The 21,261-nt window shown below is 32.6% G+C and carries 18 protein-coding genes, 1 other RNA gene and 1 other annotated feature; of the genes, 4 read left to right on the top strand and 15 right to left on the bottom strand.

Annotated features, from left to right (window positions below):
- Positions 1-171: 171 nt before the first annotated feature.
- Entirely contained in the window at positions 172-1,050 is an 879-nt protein-coding gene (locus BQ9859_RS07685; protein ID WP_075877624.1) for a LysR family transcriptional regulator, read from the bottom strand.
- A gap of 103 nt (positions 1,051-1,153) precedes the next feature.
- Here BQ9859_RS07685 and BQ9859_RS07680 point away from each other — a divergent pair, with 103 nt between their 5' ends.
- The gene (locus BQ9859_RS07680; RefSeq protein WP_075877623.1) at positions 1,154-2,176 is read left to right on the top strand and encodes a YeiH family protein; all 1,023 of its coding nucleotides are present in this window, start codon (positions 1,154-1,156) and stop codon (positions 2,174-2,176) included.
- Between the two features lie 63 nt (positions 2,177-2,239).
- On the opposite strand, the gene mutS is transcribed toward BQ9859_RS07680, so the two are convergent.
- Positions 2,240-4,774, bottom strand: coding sequence for a DNA mismatch repair protein MutS (gene mutS, locus BQ9859_RS07675; protein WP_075877622.1), 2,535 nt, complete (start codon positions 4,772-4,774; stop codon positions 2,240-2,242).
- 213 nt (positions 4,775-4,987) lie between these two features.
- On the opposite strand from mutS, the gene BQ9859_RS07670 reads away from it, so the two are divergent.
- Complete coding sequence (locus tag BQ9859_RS07670; RefSeq protein ID WP_075877621.1) at positions 4,988-6,190, top strand: FtsW/RodA/SpoVE family cell cycle protein; 1,203 nt, start codon at positions 4,988-4,990, stop codon at positions 6,188-6,190.
- A 74-nt stretch (positions 6,191-6,264) separates the two neighbouring features.
- On the opposite strand, the gene BQ9859_RS07665 is transcribed toward BQ9859_RS07670, so the two are convergent.
- The gene (locus BQ9859_RS07665; RefSeq protein ID WP_075877620.1) at positions 6,265-7,038 is read right to left on the bottom strand and encodes an NAD kinase; all 774 of its coding nucleotides are present in this window, start codon (positions 7,036-7,038) and stop codon (positions 6,265-6,267) included.
- 114 nt (positions 7,039-7,152) lie between these two features.
- Here BQ9859_RS07665 and BQ9859_RS07660 point away from each other — a divergent pair, with 114 nt between their 5' ends.
- Both BQ9859_RS07660 and BQ9859_RS07655 read left to right on the top strand, forming a co-directional pair.
- Positions 7,153-7,704, top strand: coding sequence for a CYTH domain-containing protein (locus tag BQ9859_RS07660; RefSeq protein ID WP_075877619.1), 552 nt, complete (start codon positions 7,153-7,155; stop codon positions 7,702-7,704).
- A 15-nt stretch (positions 7,705-7,719) separates the two neighbouring features.
- Positions 7,720-8,136 carry a gamma-glutamylcyclotransferase family protein gene (locus BQ9859_RS07655; RefSeq protein ID WP_075877618.1) on the top strand — a complete coding sequence of 139 codons (417 nt, stop codon included), beginning with the start codon at positions 7,720-7,722 and terminating at the stop codon, positions 8,134-8,136.
- 35 nt (positions 8,137-8,171) lie between these two features.
- Here BQ9859_RS07655 and recR read toward each other — a convergent pair whose 3' ends face one another.
- The 12 genes from recR to dnaN form a co-directional block, all read right to left on the bottom strand.
- Entirely contained in the window at positions 8,172-8,762 is a 591-nt protein-coding gene (recR, locus tag BQ9859_RS07650; RefSeq protein WP_075877617.1) for a recombination mediator RecR, read from the bottom strand.
- Positions 8,762-9,070 (bottom strand): YbaB/EbfC family nucleoid-associated protein, encoded by a 309-nt coding sequence (locus BQ9859_RS07645; protein WP_075877616.1) that lies wholly within the window; start codon positions 9,068-9,070, stop codon positions 8,762-8,764. The genes recR and BQ9859_RS07645 overlap by 1 nt, the downstream gene beginning before the upstream one ends.
- 7 nt (positions 9,071-9,077) lie before the next feature.
- The gene (gene dnaX / locus BQ9859_RS07640) at positions 9,078-10,859 is read right to left on the bottom strand and encodes a DNA polymerase III subunit gamma/tau (protein WP_075877615.1); all 1,782 of its coding nucleotides are present in this window, start codon (positions 10,857-10,859) and stop codon (positions 9,078-9,080) included.
- 250 nt (positions 10,860-11,109) lie between these two features.
- Positions 11,110-11,601: a tRNA adenosine(34) deaminase TadA gene (gene tadA / locus BQ9859_RS07635; RefSeq protein ID WP_075877614.1), complete on the bottom strand. Its 492-nt coding sequence runs from the start codon at positions 11,599-11,601 to the stop codon at positions 11,110-11,112.
- A 38-nt stretch (positions 11,602-11,639) separates the two neighbouring features.
- Positions 11,640-11,733, bottom strand: an RNA gene (ffs, locus tag BQ9859_RS07630) — signal recognition particle sRNA small type.
- 93 nt (positions 11,734-11,826) lie between these two features.
- On the bottom strand, positions 11,827-12,381 hold the full coding sequence (locus BQ9859_RS07625; RefSeq protein WP_075877613.1) for a GNAT family N-acetyltransferase: 555 nt from the start codon (positions 12,379-12,381) through the stop codon (positions 11,827-11,829).
- 241 nt (positions 12,382-12,622) lie between these two features.
- The gene (serS, locus tag BQ9859_RS07620; protein ID WP_075877612.1) at positions 12,623-13,909 is read right to left on the bottom strand and encodes a serine--tRNA ligase; all 1,287 of its coding nucleotides are present in this window, start codon (positions 13,907-13,909) and stop codon (positions 12,623-12,625) included.
- A gap of 35 nt (positions 13,910-13,944) precedes the next feature.
- Positions 13,945-14,149: a binding site (T-box leader), on the bottom strand.
- A 52-nt stretch (positions 14,150-14,201) separates the two neighbouring features.
- Positions 14,202-16,655, bottom strand: a complete 2,454-nt coding sequence (gene gyrA / locus BQ9859_RS07615) for a DNA gyrase subunit A (protein ID WP_075877611.1) — start codon at positions 16,653-16,655, stop codon at positions 14,202-14,204.
- A 13-nt stretch (positions 16,656-16,668) separates the two neighbouring features.
- On the bottom strand, positions 16,669-18,585 hold the full coding sequence (gyrB, locus tag BQ9859_RS07610) for a DNA topoisomerase (ATP-hydrolyzing) subunit B (RefSeq protein WP_075877673.1): 1,917 nt from the start codon (positions 18,583-18,585) through the stop codon (positions 16,669-16,671).
- 25 nt (positions 18,586-18,610) lie between these two features.
- The gene (gene recF, locus BQ9859_RS07605) at positions 18,611-19,714 is read right to left on the bottom strand and encodes a DNA replication/repair protein RecF (RefSeq protein WP_075877610.1); all 1,104 of its coding nucleotides are present in this window, start codon (positions 19,712-19,714) and stop codon (positions 18,611-18,613) included.
- Entirely contained in the window at positions 19,711-19,914 is a 204-nt protein-coding gene (yaaA, locus tag BQ9859_RS07600; RefSeq protein ID WP_075877609.1) for a S4 domain-containing protein YaaA, read from the bottom strand. Before yaaA ends, recF begins: the two co-directional genes overlap by 4 nt.
- A gap of 162 nt (positions 19,915-20,076) precedes the next feature.
- The gene (gene dnaN / locus BQ9859_RS07595; protein WP_075877608.1) at positions 20,077-21,195 is read right to left on the bottom strand and encodes a DNA polymerase III subunit beta; all 1,119 of its coding nucleotides are present in this window, start codon (positions 21,193-21,195) and stop codon (positions 20,077-20,079) included.
- Positions 21,196-21,261: the final 66 nt, after the last annotated feature.

Genomic DNA, 21,261 nt, shown 5'->3' with positions numbered 1-21,261 from the left:
CTTTCACTCCCCCTTTCTCAACAGTCGGCCTTCTGTTTACAAGACAATTATAAGCATTAAAAAAATATGAAAAAATGACACATTTTTATATTCTCTGTGACATAATTACAGTTTTTTATCTTTTCATAAAAAAATATGACACACGAAACATCGTAAATGTCATATTTCTTCTTATTGATCAACAGTTAAAATATTTCCGATTTCTTTATACTGCAGTGAAAAGATACTCTTTTTCGACCATACTAATGAAAATGTATGAGAGCATTTTTCTTTGATCATGATCTGTTTTAATTGATTCTCTTTTAATTCTTGTTCAACCACCGGCCGATAGAAAAAAGAAATGCCGATATCGGATAAAACAAATTGTTTGATCACATGTAAACTGCCAATTTCTGCTTTCACCTGAAAATCTTGCAGCGTCAACTCATGAACCGATAACAATCGTTCCAGTATTTCTCTTGTGCCAGACCCCTGCTCACGTATCAATAATGGTTCTCCTCGCAAATCTTGAATTGAATTGATTGATCTTAAAAATTGATGTTTTGGATGACAGACTGGAATGTACGCTTGTGTTTGAAAAGGAATAAAATCGTATAACTCTTTTGAAAAATAACCTTCTACGATTGCAAAATCTAGGCTTCCTTGGTGAATTCTTTCCAATAGTGTCTTTGTATTTTGAACGGATAAACATAAATGTAAATTGGGGTACCGGCTCCATAATTTCTGAAATGATTTTTCCAAGCAATAATCTGCTATTGACAGTGTTGTTCCAAAATTTAATTCTATGATCTCCTTGCCTGACAAAAAACTTTGCCGCATATGCCGATCATCATTTTTCATTCTAGACGCTACTTGAAAAAATAATTTACCATTTTCCGTCAATTGGATTTGTTTTCCTGCTTGTTGGAAAAACTTTGTTTGATATTCCTGTTCCAATTGATGAATATGCGTGGAAACAGCAGGCTGGGTAATATGCAACTGTTTTGCTGCTGCTGTAAAATTTAAAGTCTTTGCTGCTGCTAAAAAAGTCTCTATACGATAATCAAACATAAGGATCCTCCATCCATAAAAATATTTTATACATTTATTATATATTATAATTATACATAATGGATAAATTGTTTTATACTATGTTTTGTTTGGAGGAAAAAAAATGGAAAAAATCAAAACTTTATCCCCTGGAATTGCTGTTTGTTTCATCATTTCAATTCCTTGTTGGCTCTTAGGAAAGCAATTTCCAATTATTGGAGGTTCTGTATTTGCTATCATTATCGGTATGATTATTGCACAGATATATTCTCCTAAACCAATTGTACAAAAAGGTATCACTTACACATCTAAAAAAATATTGCAACTGGCAGTTATTTTGTTAGGATTTGGATTAAATCTGATGGAAATTGCTCACGTCGGCGCAATTTCTTTGCCGGTAATTATCTCAACTATTTCAACCTCTCTTATTGTTGCATTTGTTTTTCATAAAATTGCAAAAATACCAACCAATATTTCTACATTGGTTGGTGTGGGTTCTTCTATTTGCGGTGGTTCAGCCATCGCAGCAACAGCACCTGTTATTGAAGCTAAAGATGAAGAAGTTGCACAATCTATATCTGTTATCTTTCTGTTTAACATTATTGCTGCTTTAATTTTTCCAACTCTAGGTTCTTTATTAGGTCTTTCTAATGACGGTTTTGGATTATTTGCGGGTACCGCTGTCAATGATACTTCTTCTGTTACAGCAGCTGCCGCTGCATGGGACGGCATGCATCCTGGTGCAAATACGCTGGATTATGCAACAATTGTTAAATTAACACGTACTTTAGCAATTATTCCTATTACATTGGTTTTGGCACTTTATCGTACAAGAAAAGCAAAACAAGGAAATTCTGCTAATACATTTTCACTGAAAAAAGTGTTTCCATTTTTCATTCTATTCTTTGTATTGGCCAGTATCATTACAACGATAGCTGCAAGCGCAGGTATTGATACAGCAATCTTTGCACCATTAAAAGAATTATCAAAATTCTTTATCATTATGGCAATGGCTGCTATTGGATTAAACACTGATGTCGTACGCTTAGTTAAAACAGGCGGCAAACCTATTTTACTTGGCTTTATCTGCTGGGTGATGATTGCCTTTGTCTCTTTAATGATGCAGCATGTGTTAGGTATTTGGTAATTTAAAAGAGAGGATTTGCAATTTAGTAAATCCTCTCTTTTTTATTTATACTGTTATCTTATTTTATTTTTTTCTTTTATTTTTTAATTCACATAAAAAATTTAATGCATCCAACGGTGTCATAGAATTTACATCGATCATATCGATCAAATCAGCAATTTCTTTCATTTGTGGATCTTCTTTTTCCACTACCATCATCTGCGGTTGATAAATTCCTGCATCCCCTTGCAATTCTAATCCTTCAAGAATTTGTTTTGCTCTTTCCAATACTATCTCAGGAAGCTTTGCTAAGCGTGCAACATTGATTCCGTATGATTTATCTGCTTTTCCTTCTATCATTCTGTATAAGAAAGTCACTTCTTCTTGTTCTTCATGCACCTCTACATGTAAATTATGAATAGTAGGACTCTCTTCTCCTAATTGCGTCAATTCATGATAATGTGTAGAAAATAAAGTTTTCGCATGAAGATATTCATCGATATACTCGATCATGGCTTGTGCCAATGCCATACCATCATAAGTAGATGTACCTCTTCCTATTTCATCAAATAAAATAAGAGAATTTTCCGTAGCATGCTGTAATGCATGATTGGCTTCCATCATTTCTACCATAAAAGTAGATTTTCCGCTTAAGATATCATCACTGGCACCTATTCTTGTAAATATCTGATCAAATACCGGCAATAATGCACTTTTTGCTGGTACGAAACTGCCGATCTGTGCCATGATGACCAATAATGCATTCTGCCGCATGAATGTAGATTTTCCACCCATATTAGGTCCTGTGATAATGCTGATCGTTTGTTGTTCATCCATTTTTAAATCATTTGATACATATCTTTTCTTTTTCATCATACTTTCTAAAATAGGATGTTTTCCCTCTATGATTTCAATTTGATGACCCTTATGAAACTGTGGACAGATGTATCCATGCTCACTTGCTAATTGTGCCAGTGAATAAAACACATCGATTGTTGCCAAGGCATTTGCAAGATCATGCAGTTTTGGCAGATAAACTTTGATCTGATTCAATAAATCAGTAAATAACTCTGCTTCTAATCTTATTTTTTCTTCTTGCGCATGTAAGATCGTATCTTCTTTTTCTTTTAATTCTTCTGTAATGTAACGTTCTGCATTTGCAAGTGTTTGTTTGCGAACATATCCAAATTCTGGTTTGATAGCAGCTAAATTTCCTTTTCTTACTTCTATATAATAACCGAAAACACGATTATAGCCTATTTTTAATGATTTAACTCCTGTTCTTTCTCTTTCTTTTGCCTCTAATTCTAAGATCCAGCTTTTTCCATCTCTGCTCACTTTCCGCAATTCATCTAAACGTTCATTATATCCGTCTACAAAAACCCCACCGTCTTTGATTGTCAACGGCGGTTCCTCCACAATAGCACCATCAATCAAATCATGTAATGCCATACAAGTATCTATCGTTTTATATTCAGGATAACTTGGACAATCTTTGAATATATCAAAAATAACAGGAGCGTGTTCAAGCGTTTTGATCAAACGCAAAATATCTCTAGGAGACGCACTTCCATAAGCTACTCTGGCTCCTAATCTTTCCAGATCATAGACATAACGCAAGTGTTCTTTTAATTCATCTCGAATCATGAAATCATCATTTAAATATTTTACGGCAGTTTGTCTTTTTTTGATCTGCTCTGGCTGAATCAAAGGATATTCGATCCATTTTTTTAATAAGCGGGATCCCATGGCACTCATACAATGATCCATAAAATTCCATAAAGTCATTTGTTTCCCATTTCCGTGCAATGAACTTGTTAATTCCAGGTTTTTCTTAGTGGCATAATCCATCTGTAAAAATTCCTGTTCATAGATCATTTCTATTGGCTGCAAATGTGTCATTGACCGTTTTTGTGTTTCATCCAAATAATTCATTAACAAGCCAAATGTATGGCGGACTTTTTGATCATTTACATGGATCAATAAATGTTCATATTCCTCTTTCACTTGATCTTGATTCATGGCAGAAATAGTGATTGTTTGCATTTCTTCAATCATATTGCGCAAACGTTTATCAAAATAATGCTCTACTACTATTTCTTTTACATTATTCAATAATAATACTTTTTGCAATGCTATGACACTTTTATCAATTAATTGTGCCTTCATTTCACCAGTTGTCATCTCGCACAATACAACACATATGCCATATTGAAAATCATATAGAGACGCAATGTAGTTTGTATTTTTTTCATCAGAATTCTCATCCATGATTGTACCTGGAGTTACGATACGTATTACTTCTCTTTGTACTAACCCTTTTGCAAGTGCCGGATCCTCCACCTGTTCAACGATAGCCACTTTATATCCCTTTTGTATGAGTCTTTGTATATAGGAATTAGCAGCATGGTGCGGTACTCCGCACATAGGTACTTTTTCTTCTATACCAGCATTACGACCGGTTAAAACCAGATCTAATTCTAAAGATGCTGTTTTGGCATCATCAAAAAACATTTCATAAAAATCTCCTAAACGATAAAAAATGATGGCATCTGGATTTTCTTTTTTTATTTGAAGATAATGCTGCATCATCGGGGTAAATTTATTTTTTTCTGTCACGGCATCTCAACTCCATTTTTATTACTTAACTATATAATTATAACATAAATGTGTCATTTCATTTATTATCACTTATCATAATCCTTGTTTTCACTTTTTCGTATTTTTATGTATTTCATTTATTTTTTTCTTATTGTTCACAACATTTGCAACGTATTTTCATTTGCTTTCGTGCTATAATGTTACTACTTAAAGTGATTGAGGAGTGATGGAATGAAACGTTCACTTAAATATACAAAACAACCAAATCGTATTGATTATGGCTTCTTATCTATTCTTGTCGGTTTAATGTTAATTAGTTTTATATCTATATACAGCGCATTTAACTTAATGACCGAAAATGGTACTTCTATTCTGATCCAACAATTTGTATGGTACAGTTTAGGTTTTATCATTATGGGCGTTATTATGTTTTTTGGAAATGATACGATCTTGCAATATATAAAAAAAGCGTATTTTGTATTAATTGGCTGTTTGATCTATTTATTACTATCAAGATTTTGTGAAGCATTGCTTGGTTTTTATTTACCATTAGCCAGTAGTATCAATGGTGCTTATTCTTGGTTTCAATTTCCGTTTGGCAGCTTTCAGCCTAGTGAATTTATGAAAATTGTATTAGTAATTATCTGTGCTGATATCATCAACGAGCATAATTTAAATCGATCGATGGTCACTTACACAAGCGATATAGAACTTTTTAAGAAAATACTTCAGTGGGCTGGACCTGCCTTATTATTAATATTATTACAACCAGATACAGGTATCTGCTTGATCATCGGGATTTCTTTAGTTGTAATGCTTATGTGCAGCGGAATAAAAAAAGAATGGATTTTGATTGGCGGCGGTTTTATTTTAATCGTACTGCTTATTTTCTTTTATCTTTTTTTCTTCCAATATGAATTATTAACTAAATTCATTGCTTCCTATAAGTTGTCTCGTATTACTGCATGGTTTTATCCAGAAGAAAATTTATCGACATATGGACACCAATTGTATACATCTTTATTATCGTTAGGATCTGGAGGTATTACTGGATTTGGATTACAACCGGATGCCCAAGCTATTCCGGAAGCACAAACAGACTTTATTTTTGCTACAATTGGACAATCATTTGGCTTTATTGGAACATCCATCGTTTTGATTGTTTGCCTATTGCTTGATCTTTACATTTTACGTATTGCTATTCATACTTCTAACATGACAGAAAAATATTTTATTTCTGGTATACTTGGTATTTTAATTTACCAGCAAATTCAAAATTTAGGTATGGTGACGGGATTACTTCCTATTACCGGAATTACATTGCCTTTGATTTCTTATGGTGGTTCTTCGATTCTTTCCTATTTTATTTGCTTCGGCATGATCATGAATATCAGTTCTCATGCACAAAAATTTGCTGATTTTACGTATAACTAAAAGTCTACTTCACATATAAAGTAGACTTTTTTACTGTATGAATTATTTTAGATCTTTTATTTAAAATATAAGGATTAATACAGGTTCTTCAATCTTCTTAAATAACTATATTCCCTATATCGAGCAAAGTTTACATATTTATCTGAAAAACAGACTTCAATTTTTTTTGCATCGTTCAATGGAACTGCAATATGATCATAACATAGCATTGCTGTAGTAAAATCATCGCTAAGCATTGATACCTTTCTTGTTTCCATCATAATATAAGGATTTCCTAATGAACGATGTTTTGAATGTTGAATCGGCGTAATCTCAGCTAATTGCATCACAGACAATCCGCTGTCAATAACAGCTCCTTTTAATGATCGGTTATAAGCAGTAGAACCTGCTTGTGTACTTAAACATATACCAGAACCTCTGCATTTTTCAAAAAATTCTCCATCAATATAGATGTCCATATTTTGTGATTTAATTACATTTTCTATTCTCATTTCATTCAATGCATATGCAGGATTTTCCCATTTATCTACTTTAATTTTTAATAATGGAGCCTTGTTGATTTTAGGTTCACGTGAAATCAAATCATTTAAACAAACATTTAATTCATCTTGGGTATAATCCGTTAAAAAACCTAAAGTTCCTGTATGTATCCCTAAAAACATTATTTGATTGATATTTTCCATATACTGATGAACACCATACAATAAGGTTCCATCTCCTCCAATACAAATTACTAATGTCGGATTTTCTTCATCATATTTCCATCCATAAGCTTGTAATTTCTTTGTTACTTCATCTGCAACATGATCCGAATTCTCATCTAACTTTCTCACAATGGCATATCGCATCCATATCACTTCCCTTGTCGTTAGTGTAACATAGTTTTATTTCTATTTCTATATTCGGATTATGACTAGAATATTTCTTCTGTAATGTTAAAATATAACCGAGGTGTTTATTATATGATACAAAATATAGAAAAGGAATATAAGGTGCTTTTAACAGAATTTCAATATCAACAATTAATTTCTTTACTATCACCAAATAAACCAGTCAAACAAACAAACTATTATTATGATACAATAGATCATCAGATTCAAAATAAAAAGGGTGCTATGCGGATACGCGAAAAAAACGGCAAATACATCTTTACTCTTAAAATTAGAAAGGATCAAGATTCTTTATTTGAGTATGAAAAAATCGTACAAACGAATGATTCATCTGTTTTCTTAGATAAAGATATTTCTCAATTATTGAGAAAATATGATTTAAATGGACCATTTCAACTAATTGGTTATATGACAACATACCGATCTTTATGCATTAGCGAATATGCCGAAATTTGTTTAGATAAAAATATTTATAAGAATACAGTTGATTATGAAATTGAATATGAATATAAAAAAGAACATGACGGATTATCTGTTTTTGAATCAATATTACAAAAAGTGGGTTTACATTATGAAAAAAACTGCGCATCTAAAATTGCCAGAGCACTATATGATAAAGACTGATTCTATCTTAATTTTATGAAGAAAATATTTGTATATGGAACCCTCTTGGAAGGCTGCAGAAACTATAATATTTATTTAAAGCATCATGTTCGATCTATTCAAAAAGCATATGTGAAAGGACTTTTATATTCTATAAAAAACTGTGATTATCCTGCACTGATAGAAGGAAATCGGTATATTTGCGGCGAGATCATGGCTGTTGACGATTCTGTCATACCATTATTAGATGATTTAGAGGGTTTCTATAAGGACAACTCTTTTGAAAATGAATATAATAAAGAATACAGATTTATTTATGATCAATATGGCAAATGTATTGCTCATTTACCTGTATATTTTTATAATTTGACTAATCCTAAGTTGAAAGATACTTTAGACCAATTAATAGAAGAAAATGATTATCGTATATGGTTAAAACAATATAAAAGGTGAATATAGATTCACCTTTTATATTGTAAATTTTAAATTTACATCTTTTTTCTTCCTTCAAAAGCTTTTATTAATGTTAATTCATCTGCATAGTCTAAATGTCCTCCCATAGGAAGTCCATGCGCAATTCGCGTTACATTTACTTTCTTTGTTTCTAATAATTTGGATAAATACAATGCAGTTGTTTCACCATCAACCGTTGGATTTGTCGCAATAATCACTTCCTCGGTATTTTCATTTACTCGTTCTATCAATGATTCAATATTTAAATCTTGAGGCATAATTCCTTTTGAAGTGTTGATTACACCATTCAGCACATGATAAACGCCATTATATTCATTCATTTTTTCCATTGCAATGACATCTTTTGGACTCTGCACGACACAAATCACATTATGATTTCTGCTCTGATCTTTACAAATCAAGCATTCATCTTCTTCGCTTAAATTACCACAAACTTTACAATGCTTTAATCCACCTTTTACTGCAGCAAAAGCATCAATGATGGATTGAATCGTTTCGTCATCCCATTCTAGAATTGTAAATGCATATCTTTCTGCAGTTTTTTCACCTACTCCTGGAAAATGACGTAATGCATGAATTAGATCTTCAAATTTTTGCGGATACATTAAAATACTCCCGGTGTTGACATATCTGATGTCAAAGATTTTAAACTATTTTCCTTTTCATTTTTTATTTTTTGTAAAGTTTGATTCAATGCAGAAGTCAGCATATCTATTAAATCTTCCTTATTTTCTACTGATAACAATTCATTTTTAATACTAATACTTTCTACTGTCATGTTGCCTTTCATTTGCACTACAACAGCTCCTCCACCAATACTTGTCTCATATTCTTTTTCATCTAATGATGTCTGTGTTTTCGAAATATCTTTTTGTATTTTCATTGCTTCTTCTAATAATTGATTTATATCCATTATTTTATTAATCCTCCATAATTACAATTTCATCGCCAAATAAATCTGACAATTTATCTTCAATCGTTTCCTGTTTTATTTTGTTTTCTTTTTTTGTTTTTATCTCTATCTGAATTGGTTCAGGAAGATTACCTTGAATCATTAATTCTTTAAATTTAGTTATTACTTTTTTCTTTTGATTTTCATCTATCGCAAATATTTTTTTAGGCAAACCCAATAGCTGATTTGTAAATTTGATATAACTATTTTCACTTTCTATTTGATTAATTTCTTTTGCTTCAATTTCACTATTTGTTGATAATACTAAGTAATTTTTCCCGCTAGCTACAATTTCAGTATTTTTTAATGAATTTGCATATTTTGCCCATTCTAATTCATTCAGATATTCATCTAATTCTTTAAATTTTTCATCATCCATCTGGCGCTCTTGTTTATTTGCGCCAACTAATAATCTTATTATGTACTGATCATCAATTTTAAGCGACACTTTTTTCTTTACAACATTTTCTTGTTGATTCTGTAAGAGAGATTCTTCTTTATGAACAACTTTACTATTTGCTGTTGATGTTTCACGTGAAACATCTTCCTTTTTATCTGCATTGTTGATGAAATTCTGTTTTTGTTCTTCAGTAGTCTGAATTACGGATTGTTGAACAACCCTATTTGATGAAAAATTTTGATTGGAATCAATTGCAGCATCTGAAGCAACTTCTTTAACTGTTGATAACATCTTCATAACTGCAATTTCAAAATATGATACAACATCCGAAGCATATCTAAATTTTTCAGATGTATCCATTAATATATCCAACATATTTAATCTTCGATCAATTGGAATTTGATCCAATTTTTCTTTAATCATTTTTAACATTGAACTAGCTACTAAATCGCTAGCTTTCGTAAAACTGTATATCAAACTTTCTTTGATTAATTCTATCAAATCATTAGTTAACCTTCGAATATCTATACCCTTTTCCGATAAATTTTCAATTTGATGAACCAAATCAACTGAATTTCCATGAATGATATTTTCAATCAGCAAACTTTTTTCTTCCATTGAAATAATGCCGTATATTTCATTAATATCATGCAAAGTTATATGATTTTGTGCATAAGCGATACATTGATCTAATATAGATAAAGCATCCCTCATACCACCATCAGCGAGTCTGGCAATCGTTTCTATTACATTGTCTTCAACATGAATATTTTCTTGATTTACAATGTAATTTAAACGTTCTTTCATGTCTTGTACACTCACTTTATGGAAATCATATCGCTGACATCTAGAAATAATGGTAGGTAACACTTTATGTGGTTCTGTAGTTGCGAATATAAAGACAACATGTGCTGGGGGCTCTTCAATCGTTTTTAACAATGCATTAAATGCCCCTGTTGACATCATGTGAACTTCATCTATGATATATACTTTATATTTACCTTCAATCGGAGCATATTTTACCTTCTCAATCAAATTTCTAACTTCATCAACACCATTATTGCTTGCTGCATCTATCTCAATAACGTCAGGATGTGTACCTTTTTGAAAATCAATACAATTCTGACAATGTCCACAAGGAGATTCTGAATGATTCTCACAATTCAACATTTTAGCAAATATTTTTGCAATTGATGTCTTTCCTGTACCTCTAGGCCCGCAGAATAAATATGCATGAGCAATTTTATTTTGTTTTATCGCATTATTTAATGTTTGTACTATTGCTTTTTGACCAGCAACACCTTCAAAATTTTCTGGTCTATATTTACGATATAGCGCTTGATATGCCATAAGTCACCTGCTCTCAATCATTGTTGCTTATTCAATTATAGCATAGTATGTATGCTTTTTTTTATCTTAATTTTTGCTGTGAGTTTCTGTATATATAATATCCAATTTATACTTCTACAATAATGTTTTAATCAATACATCTAGAGGTTATTTTTTATGTATTTTCAAACAAACATTCATGAATATTTTACATAAAAACCCTCTTTACTGATTTGACCAGTAAAGAGGGTATATATCAAATTTAGTGTATCTATTGATCTTTGATATTTGATTCTCTGATTATATATTTTCTCTTGCGTTTCTCTCTAAAAAAATTTTTCAATAATAAACTGCAATCTTCTTTTAGTACTCCGGACTCGACAATAGGATAATGATTAAATCCTTTTGTTTCAAACATCTTTAAACATGTATCGACAGATCCACCTTTAGGATCAGATGCGCCATATATCACTTTATGTATTCTTGATTGAATGATTGCACCAGCACACATAGGACAAGGTTCTAAAGTAACATATAAATCACAATTTTCCAATCGCCATGTGCCTAATTTCTTACACGCTTTTTCAATAGCTAATATTTCTGCATGTGCTGTGGAAATTTGTGATTTTTCTCTTTTGTTATAAGCTCGAGAAATTATTTTATCATTGTGTACAATAACACATCCTATTGGTACTTCATCTGCATCATAAGCTTTTTTTGCTTGCTTTATGGCCTCTTTCATAAATACAATTTCTCTATTCATAATTACCAACCTCACATGTTTCACGTGAAACATAATTAAAAATAAAAGCTACTGCACATGATAGAGCTTTCTTAAGGCTGCTTCGTTCCCGACCTGACCTGATTCGTAAGATACCATTGCAGTAGCTATATAATTATAACAGATATAAAATAAAATGTCTATCCTTCAAAATTATAAACATGAATCCTTCAAAATTATAAACATGAATAAAACAAAATTCTAAATTTAGACAAATATCTTGAAAGGTAAAATCAAAGAAATAGTAGGAAAATATTTCGTCATAAAATCTGTAGTGATCTGAGGGTGAAAAGATTGAAATAAAACAAATAAATTCAATTTTTTAGAATTATAAGAGGAATATAAATATGATTTCACTTCTATATCAAGGATACACCAGTCACTATTCTGTATATAAAACATCAAGTTTTTATGATTGCATGTAAAAATAGAAAAATCAAATGCATTAGAATGAATCATCCAACGTTCCGTATAATTTAAAAGTAATTTTCCATAGCCTTGTTTTCTAAATTTTGAATCAATACAAAAACAAGAAACAATCCCAATTATATAGTTATGGTTTTCTTCCATAGAACATTGATATACACCACAGTATCCGATTAAATGATGATTCATAATTAGTTGAATACTAGTTACATTTAATTCTGATGGATGAATTGTTCTGACCTCGTCATCTTGAAAACAGGTACAAACAAATTGATCAATAGTTTGTTTATGTATGAGAGATAAAGAATTATATTGATCTATTTTAAATGTTGGCATAACAGTATATCCTTTCATTTATAAAACTAAATATATTTAAAAAATATACATATAGTTATACACATAATATACTATTTTTTTAAATAAAAAGTTCAATATAATGACAAAAAAAAGGAAATATTCCTATATTTAAAGGAGATATTTCCTTTTTATACTGCAGATTTTAAAGCTGTTATAAATTATAAAGAAATGAATTATGTAAATCTTATAAAAGAAATAACATTTAAAAATAAACACATGTTTATTTTTTAGGAATTAACTTTTCTTTACCGCCCATATACGGCTGCAATACTTTTGGAATATTAACTGATCCGTCTTCATTTAAATTATTCTCCAGGAAAGCAATCAACATTCTAGGCGGAGCTACTACTGTATTATTCAAAGTATGAGCAAAGTATTTTCCATCCTTTCCTTTCACTCGTATTTTTAGTCTTCTTGCTTGAGCATCCGTTAAATTAGAACAACTACCTACTTCAAAATATTTTTTCTGTCTAGGAGACCATGCCTCCACATCTACTGATTTACATTTTAAGTCTGCTAAATCACCAGAGCAACATTCCAATGTACGTACAGGAATATCCAGGCTACGGAATAAATCTACCGTGTTCATATATAGTTTTACAAACCATTCAGCACTCTCTTCAGGTTTACATACTACGATCATTTCTTGTTTTTCAAATTGATGAATACGATAAACACCACGTTCTTCTATACCATGTGCTCCTTTTTCTTTTCTGAAACATGGCGAATAACTCGTGTAAGTATATGGCAGATCTTTTTCATCTAAGATTGTATCAATAAATTTGCCAATCATGGAATGTTCGCTGGTACCGATCAAATATAAATCTTCACCCTCAATTTTATACATCATTCCATCCATTTCTGCAAAACTCATAACTCCAGTAACAACATTGCTGCGAATCATAAATGGAGGTACTACATAAGTAAACCCGCGATCAATCATAAAATCGCGTGCATAAGAAATAACTGCACTGTGAAGACGAGCAATATCTCCCATTAGATAATAAAATCCATTACCAGCAACTTTTCGTGCACTGTCTAAATCAATACCATTAAAAGACTCCATAATATCTGTATGATATGGAATATCAAAATCAGGTACAACAGGTTCTCCAAATTTTTTCAATTCAACATTTTCACTATCATCCTTGCCAATAGGGACACTTGGATCAATCATATTTGGAATTTGCATCATGATTTCTTGTACTTCATCACGAACTTTTTCTTCCTTTTCTTCTAAGTTTTTTAATTCATCTGCCAGAGAAGATACTTGTTGCTTAACAGATTCCGCTTCTTCTTTTTTTCCTTCTTTCATTAATCCACCGATTTTTTTACTAAGTGAATTACGCATTGCTCTTAGATCATCTACTCTTTGTTTCATGCTTCGAAGTTCTTTATCTTTACTGATTACTTCATCTACAAGTGGTACTTTTTGATCTTGAAACTTTTTTCTGATATTTTCTTTAACTGCTTCAGGATTTTCTCTGACAAATTTTATATCTAGCATTTCAATTCCTCCTTAAAAAAAAGAGACATCGCCCGAAAAGGGACGAATGCCTCGTGTTGCCACCCTTCTTATTTCCAAATAGGAAATCACTCAAAGCGATAACGGAACTACCGTAAACAACTACTTCATTCATTGTTTCACTTGAAGGTGCTTTTCATCAATTGTTTTTGATCAGCTTCCACCTGCCGCTGATTCTCTATGCAAAATCAACTGATTACTTTTCCTTCTCAACGTTTTCCATTATTATATAACATCTCAAAGAAGTAAAGTCAACATACAACAAATTAATTTATCAGGATTCCCCTTCTAAAGAAGATTCATCCTCGCTTTTTTCTACAATTGCAATTTTAGAAACAGTCTCAGAATCATTTACATTAATTAATTTTACTCCTTGTGTATTACGTCCATACACACCTACATTTTCAAGTGAGATACGAATAATGATTCCATCGTCAGTCACAATCATTGCATCTTCATCACCATTTACTGCACGTACATTCACTAAAGATCCTGTTTTTGTCGTCACATTCATGGTCTTAACACCTTTTGTTCCACGGTTTGTTTTTCGATAATCACTAATTTCACTTTTCTTTCCATATCCATTTTCAGAGACTGAAAGAATATATTTTCCTTCATTGCTTGTTGCAACACCAACTACTTGTGATCCATCTGTATTAAATCCGCGAACACCACTTGCTGTTCGACCCATTACTCTTACTTCTGACTCATCAAAACGGATAGCTTTACCATTAGATCCCGCAATAATAATTTCATCTTCGCCGCTCGTTGCTTTTACATTGAATAATTCATCATCGTCTTTTAGCGTAATAGCAATTTTTCCATTATTACGAATAGAATCAAATTCCTGTGTCTTTACACGTTTCACAAGACCTTTTTTAGTAACAAAGAATAAATATTCTGCTTTCGAATCCTGTTGCATTGGTACAAGTTCTGTAACTTGTTCTTCTTTCTCTAATTTTAATAGATTGACAACTGGTATACCTTTAGCAGTACGCGATGCATTAGGTACATTATATCCTTTTAATCGATATACTTTTCCTAAATTAGTAAATAACAATAAATAATCATGCGTTGACATTGTGATCAATGTGTCGATCACATCATCTTCATTTAAAGTCATTCCTTTTACTCCGCGGCCACCGCGATGTTGTGTACGATACGTATCTACTGGAGCTCTTTTGATATAGCCGCTTGTTGACATGGTTATAACAATATCCTCAACAGGAATCAGATCTTCATCATCCATGTCATAACCGCCTTCCATAATGTCCGTACGGCGGGCATCGCCATATTTTTCTTTTACTTCATTGAGCTCTGTACGAATGATATCATGAAGCCGTGATTCATTAGCTAAAATATCTTTTAAGTCCGCAATCGTAACTAATAATTCTCGGTATTCTGTTTCGATCTTATCTCTTTCCAAACCAGTCAAACGGCGTAACTGCATTTGCAATATTGCCTTTGCCTGAATCTCACTTAATGCAAATTGTTCCATTAATCCGTTTATGGCTTCTTCATCATTTTTTGATGCACGGATCAGTGCAATAATTGCATCAATATGATCTAATGCAATACGGAAACCTTCCAAAATATGGGCACGATCTTCTGCCTTTTTTAAATCAAAACGTGTGCGGCGTGTTGTAACTTCCACCTGGTGTTCCACATAATGCTGCAGCATTTCTTTGATTCCCATCAATACCGGTTTATCTTTATGCAAAGCCAGCATATTGATGCCAAATGATGTTTGCAATGGCGTTAAACGATATAACTGATTTAAAATGACGTCTTCTTGTACATCTTTACGCAATTCAATGACGATGCGCACTCCGTCACGATTCGATTCGTCATTTAAGTATGTAATACCATCAATTATTTTTTCTCTGACTAAAGATGCAATTTTTTCAATTAAAGTTGCTTTATTAACTTGATAAGGAATTTCATAAACAACGATTCTTTTTTTGCCATTATCCATTTCTTCAATACGTACTTTCGAACGTATCTGAATACTGCCATGTCCAGTTTCATAAGCCTGACGAATACCGCTTCTTCCAAGAATCATACCGCCAGTTGGAAAATCAGGACCTTTGATATAATTATCCATCAAATCCGTCACTGTAATGGTTGGATCATCCATGATTGCCAGCGTTGCATCAATAGCCTCGCATAAATTATGCGGTGGAATATTCGTAGCCATACCAACTGCGATACCTACAGATCCGTTCACTAAAAGGTTAGGAAAACGAGAAGGTAAAACAACTGGTTCTTTTTCTTCCCCATCATAATTGTCACGGAAATCAACAGTATCTTTTTGAATATCTTTCATCATCTCCATGGCAATCTTTGACATACGTGCTTCGGTATAACGCATCGCAGCAGCTCCATCACCATCCATAGAGCCAAAGTTTCCATGACCGTCAACCAATGGATAACGATAAGAAAAATCTTGTGCCATACGAACCATAGCATCATATACTGCAGTATCTCCATGTGGATGATATTTACCAATAACTTCACCAACAATACGTGCTGACTTCTTATGAGCGACGCTTGCCGTAATGCCTAATGTATTCATTGAATGTAAGATACGCCGATGTACTGGTTTCAATCCATCACGAACATCCGGCAAAGCACGTTGTACGATAACCGACATTGAATAGTCAAGAAAGGATGTACGCATCTCACTAGAAATATCTACTTGTTCGAGCTTATCATAGTTTGTATCCATGAATGCTTACCTCCTATATATCTAAATTTGCATATTGCGCATTCTCTTGAATAAAATTACGCCTTGGTTCAACTTCTTCACCCATAAGCATTTCAAATACGCCGTCTGCTTCCATTGCATCTTGAATGGTTACTTGTTTTAATGTACGATTTTCCGGATCCATTGTTGTTTCCCACAACTGCTCTGCATCCATCTCACCTAAACCTTTATATCGTTGAATTTTATAATTATCTTTAAATTCTTCTTTTAAAGGTCCCATTTCCTCTTCTTTGTAAGCATAAGCAATTTTCTTTCCTTTTTGAATCTTATAAAGAGGAGGTTGAGCGATATACACATATCCGCCTTCGATTACTGGACGTAAAAAACGATAGAAGAATGTCAACATTAAAGTACAGATATGAGCACCGTCAACATCGGCATCTGTCATAATAATGATTTTATGATAACGCAGCTTGCTTAAATCAATTTCATCCTGAATACCGCAGCCAAATGCTGTGATCATGGAACGAATTTCTGCATTTTCAAAGATACGATGCATACGAGCTTTTTCAACATTCAATATCTTGCCACGTAATGGCAGGATTGCTTGTGTTCGTGAATTTCTACCTTGTTTTGCACTTCCTCCGGCGGAATCACCCTCGACAATATAAATTTCACATTCTTCGGCATTTCGTGAACTGCAATCACTCAACTTGCCAGGGAGAGAAGAAATTCCATCCAATGCACTTTTTCTGCGTGTTAATTCACGTGCTTTTTTCGCCGCTAAACGTGCTTTGCTGGCAACAACTGCCTTATCAACGATCACTTTTGCAACATCCGGATTTTCCATAAAGAAACGTTCCAGCTGTTCTCCTAAAATATTAGATACAATTTTACGAACTTCTGAATTTCCTAATTTAGTTTTAGTTTGTCCTTCATACTGTGGATCTGGATGCTTAATTGAGATAATTGCCGTCAATCCCTCACGCACATCATCTCCAGATAAAGTCTCATCTTTTTTCAAGATATTATTATTTTTTGCATAATTATTAATGACACGCGTCAGTGCTAAACGGAACCCGTCTTCATGAGTTCCTCCTTCCTGCGTATTGATATTATTACAGAAAGAATAAATATTAGCAGTATATCCATCATTGTATTGCATTGCAATTTCTGCCAATATTCCTTGTTGCAAACCTTCTACATAAACTACATCTTCATGTAAAGGCGTCTTATTCTTATTTAAATATTTCACATATTCAATAATTCCGCCTTCATATAAATAAGAATTCGATACCGTTTTTTCACCGCGCTCATCACGAATATTCAATCGAATATTTCGATTTAAAAAAGCCAGCTGTCTGATACGCGTATTTAAAACCTCATAATCATACGAAGTTGTTTCTGTAAAAATAGTTGGATCAGCTTTGAATCGTACAATTGTACCATGTTGATCACTGTCTCCAATCATTTTCAAAGGAGCAACCGTATGTCCTCCATTTTCAAATCGGATAAAATACTTTTTCCCATCTTGGTGGACAGTTACTTCCAGCCACTCGGATAATGCATTTACCACGCTTGCGCCGACGCCATGCAAACCGCCAGAAACTTTATAAGCTCCACCGCCAAATTTACCGCCAGCATGCAAAACAGTCATAATGGTCTCTACAGCTGAAATTCCAGTTTTTTCATGAATGCCGACTGGCATGCCACGGCCATTATCCGTTACACAGATAATATCTCCTTTTTCAATGACAACATCTATTTCATTTGCATAACCAGCAAGGGCCTCATCTATACCATTATCGACAATTTCCCATACTAGATGATGAAGTCCCCTACCACTTGTACTTCCTATATACATACCTGGTCGTTTTCGAACCGCTTCCAAGCCCTCTAAAACCTGAATATCATCTGCAGTATAAGAATGATCCACATGGATATTTTCCATATCTAATATTTCCTGTGATTTTTCTTCATTCATTGAGAACCCTCCTTAGTATCTTGCCATTTTCAATTTCAAAAATATCAATATTGCGCTTTGAAAACTGACTGACTGAAAATGAATCAGCTGATGAAATGAATATCTGCATTTCATCCGGCAAAATTTCAATCAATTGTTTCCGACGAAATTCATCTAATTCAGAAAAAACATCATCTAGCAATAAAATTGGATATTCACCAAGTTTTTCTTTGATCATTGCAGTAATCGCAATTTTCATCGATAACAACAACGTACGCTTCTGCCCTTGACTTGCATATCCATTTACATTCTTCCCATCAATAGTAAAAATAACATCATCTTTATGTACGCCTATATTGGTTTGACCACTTAATTGATCACGAGTGATACATTTTTCATATTTCCCTATCAATGCATTTTTATCATCTAATTCACTTATATCAAGAGGACAGTGATATTCAAATCCAATAGCAGTTGCATCATTAGCAAAATGTGAATAATACGAACGACAATAATCAAATAATTCATTTAAAAATGCATATCTTTGTTTCATAATGATCATTTCACAATCTATCATTTTTTCAGTGATTATTTGTAAATAAATCCGATCAAATTCTTTTTGTTTTAATAATGCATTTCTTTCTTTCAATAAATGTTGAAAGGTTGATAAAGTTTTCGTATATCTTTTGGAAAGTTTGCTAATTTCAATGTCAATAAAGCGACGTCTTATTTTTGGAGAAGCAATGAATAGCTGCATATCATCCGGACAAAATAATACAGCATTTAATTCACCAATAAACTCTGAAACCTTTAAGATAGGATGATGTTGAATAAAAAGATTTTTTCCCTTTTCATTCACACAGACACGTAAATGTTGTTTATATCTGTTTCGCTGTAAAGAGAGGTCAATCAGAAAGGAAGCTTCCTCTTTTTGAATCAGATTCTGATCTTGCATCGTTCGATGGGAACGCATAGTAGAACAGTAATAAATAGCTTCTAAAAGATTCGTCTTCCCCTGTGCATTTTTTCCACAGATCAATTGAATACCATCCCCAAATAAAACTGTTTCATCAGTATAATTACGGAAATGTACCAACCTCAACTGACATATTTTCATTTTAATCTAATTTCAGATCCATCAATGACGACAACATCTCCGGAATACAATTTTCTACCGCGGCGATCTTCTTTCTCATCATTGACCTTGATATCAAGTTCTTTTACAGCAAATTTGGCCTGCGCACCACTGGAGATGAAATCACAAGCTTTCAGCAACTGCCCAAGCGTAATAAATTCGTTTTTTACTTTAAATTCCATAGCTAAAAGCCTCTCTTCACATCTATCATATTATATCATAAATATAGATATATTTGTTGAAATTCCATTAATTTTTATACCTTATTCGGCGAAGATATTCCTAAAAAAAGGTATCATTAATCAATACTTCACAATGATACCTCTCCTTATTATATTCAAAATTTATGCATACGTACGTAATGGGACAACCAGCATTAAAATGCTTTCATCACCTTCTGTATGAATGGTAAAAGGTTTCATTTCACCACATAAGTGAAATATGATTTCTCCAGCATTCAAAGCTTTTAAAGCCTCAAACACATAACGTCCATTACAACTTACATTCAAGTGTTCTCCGGTAAACTTTGCATCGGAAAGAACTTCCATAGATGAACCTACCTCTGCAGAGCTGGAAGATAAAATACATTCATTTGTATCCAGAGAAAATTTAATAATATATACACCATCATTTTTTATAAAACTAGCACGATCAATAGCATTTAACAACTCCTTAGAATCGATACGAAGCTCATATTGATAATTGGATGGAATCAAACGATTTGTTTCTGGATAAGAACCATCGATCAATCGTGTTTGAATAGTTGTATGATCAATCAAAAATTGACATTTTTTATGATCTACATAGATATGTACAGCTTCCTCTTCACCAATACTTTTTAGAACTTCCTGTAAACTTTTTGATGGGATCGTGATATTAAAATTAAGGTCATCTTCAATTTCCACAGTTTTCTTTGCCAAGCGATAAGAATCTGTTGCTATACAATATAATTGTTTATTTTGACATGAGAAATTTACTCCGGTCAAAACAGGTCTGGTCTCACGATCACTAGTCGCAAAACAAGTCTGTGTAATAATTTCTTTTAATTTTGCAGAAGAAATAGTAAATGATTCTTTAGGTTTAGAAAAATCGATAGCGGGATAATCAGTAGATTTCATCCCGTTGATCTTAAATTGAGAGTTTGTTCCGGATATTTGTGTCAATGTATCATCTAATACTTCAATTTCAACAACATCCCCTTCAATTTTACGTACGATTTCCAATATATATTTTGCTTCGATCACGATGCTGCCAGTATCATTGATTTTTAAAGCATTGTCATCACTAGGAAAAATCGTTGAACGTATAGAGATATCAGAGTCACTGCCGGTTAAAACAATTTCTGTTGCACTGACATCAATTTTAACTCCAGAAAAAGCAGGTAATGGAGAAAACACGGAGATAGCCCTAGAAACGATAGAAAGTTTTTCATAAAAGTAACGTTTATTAATGATAAAATTCATGGTAAAAATCCTCCTGTATATTATATATATTCTTTATAACAATAATAATAAGTATGTGGATAAATG

It is taken from the genome of Merdibacter massiliensis, assembly GCF_900155395.1.
GTDB classification, from domain to species: domain Bacteria; phylum Bacillota_I; class Bacilli_A; order Erysipelotrichales; family Erysipelotrichaceae; genus Merdibacter; species Merdibacter massiliensis.
Note: the sequence above shows the minus strand (reverse complement) of the source record. Positions and strands in the feature narration are given on the sequence as shown.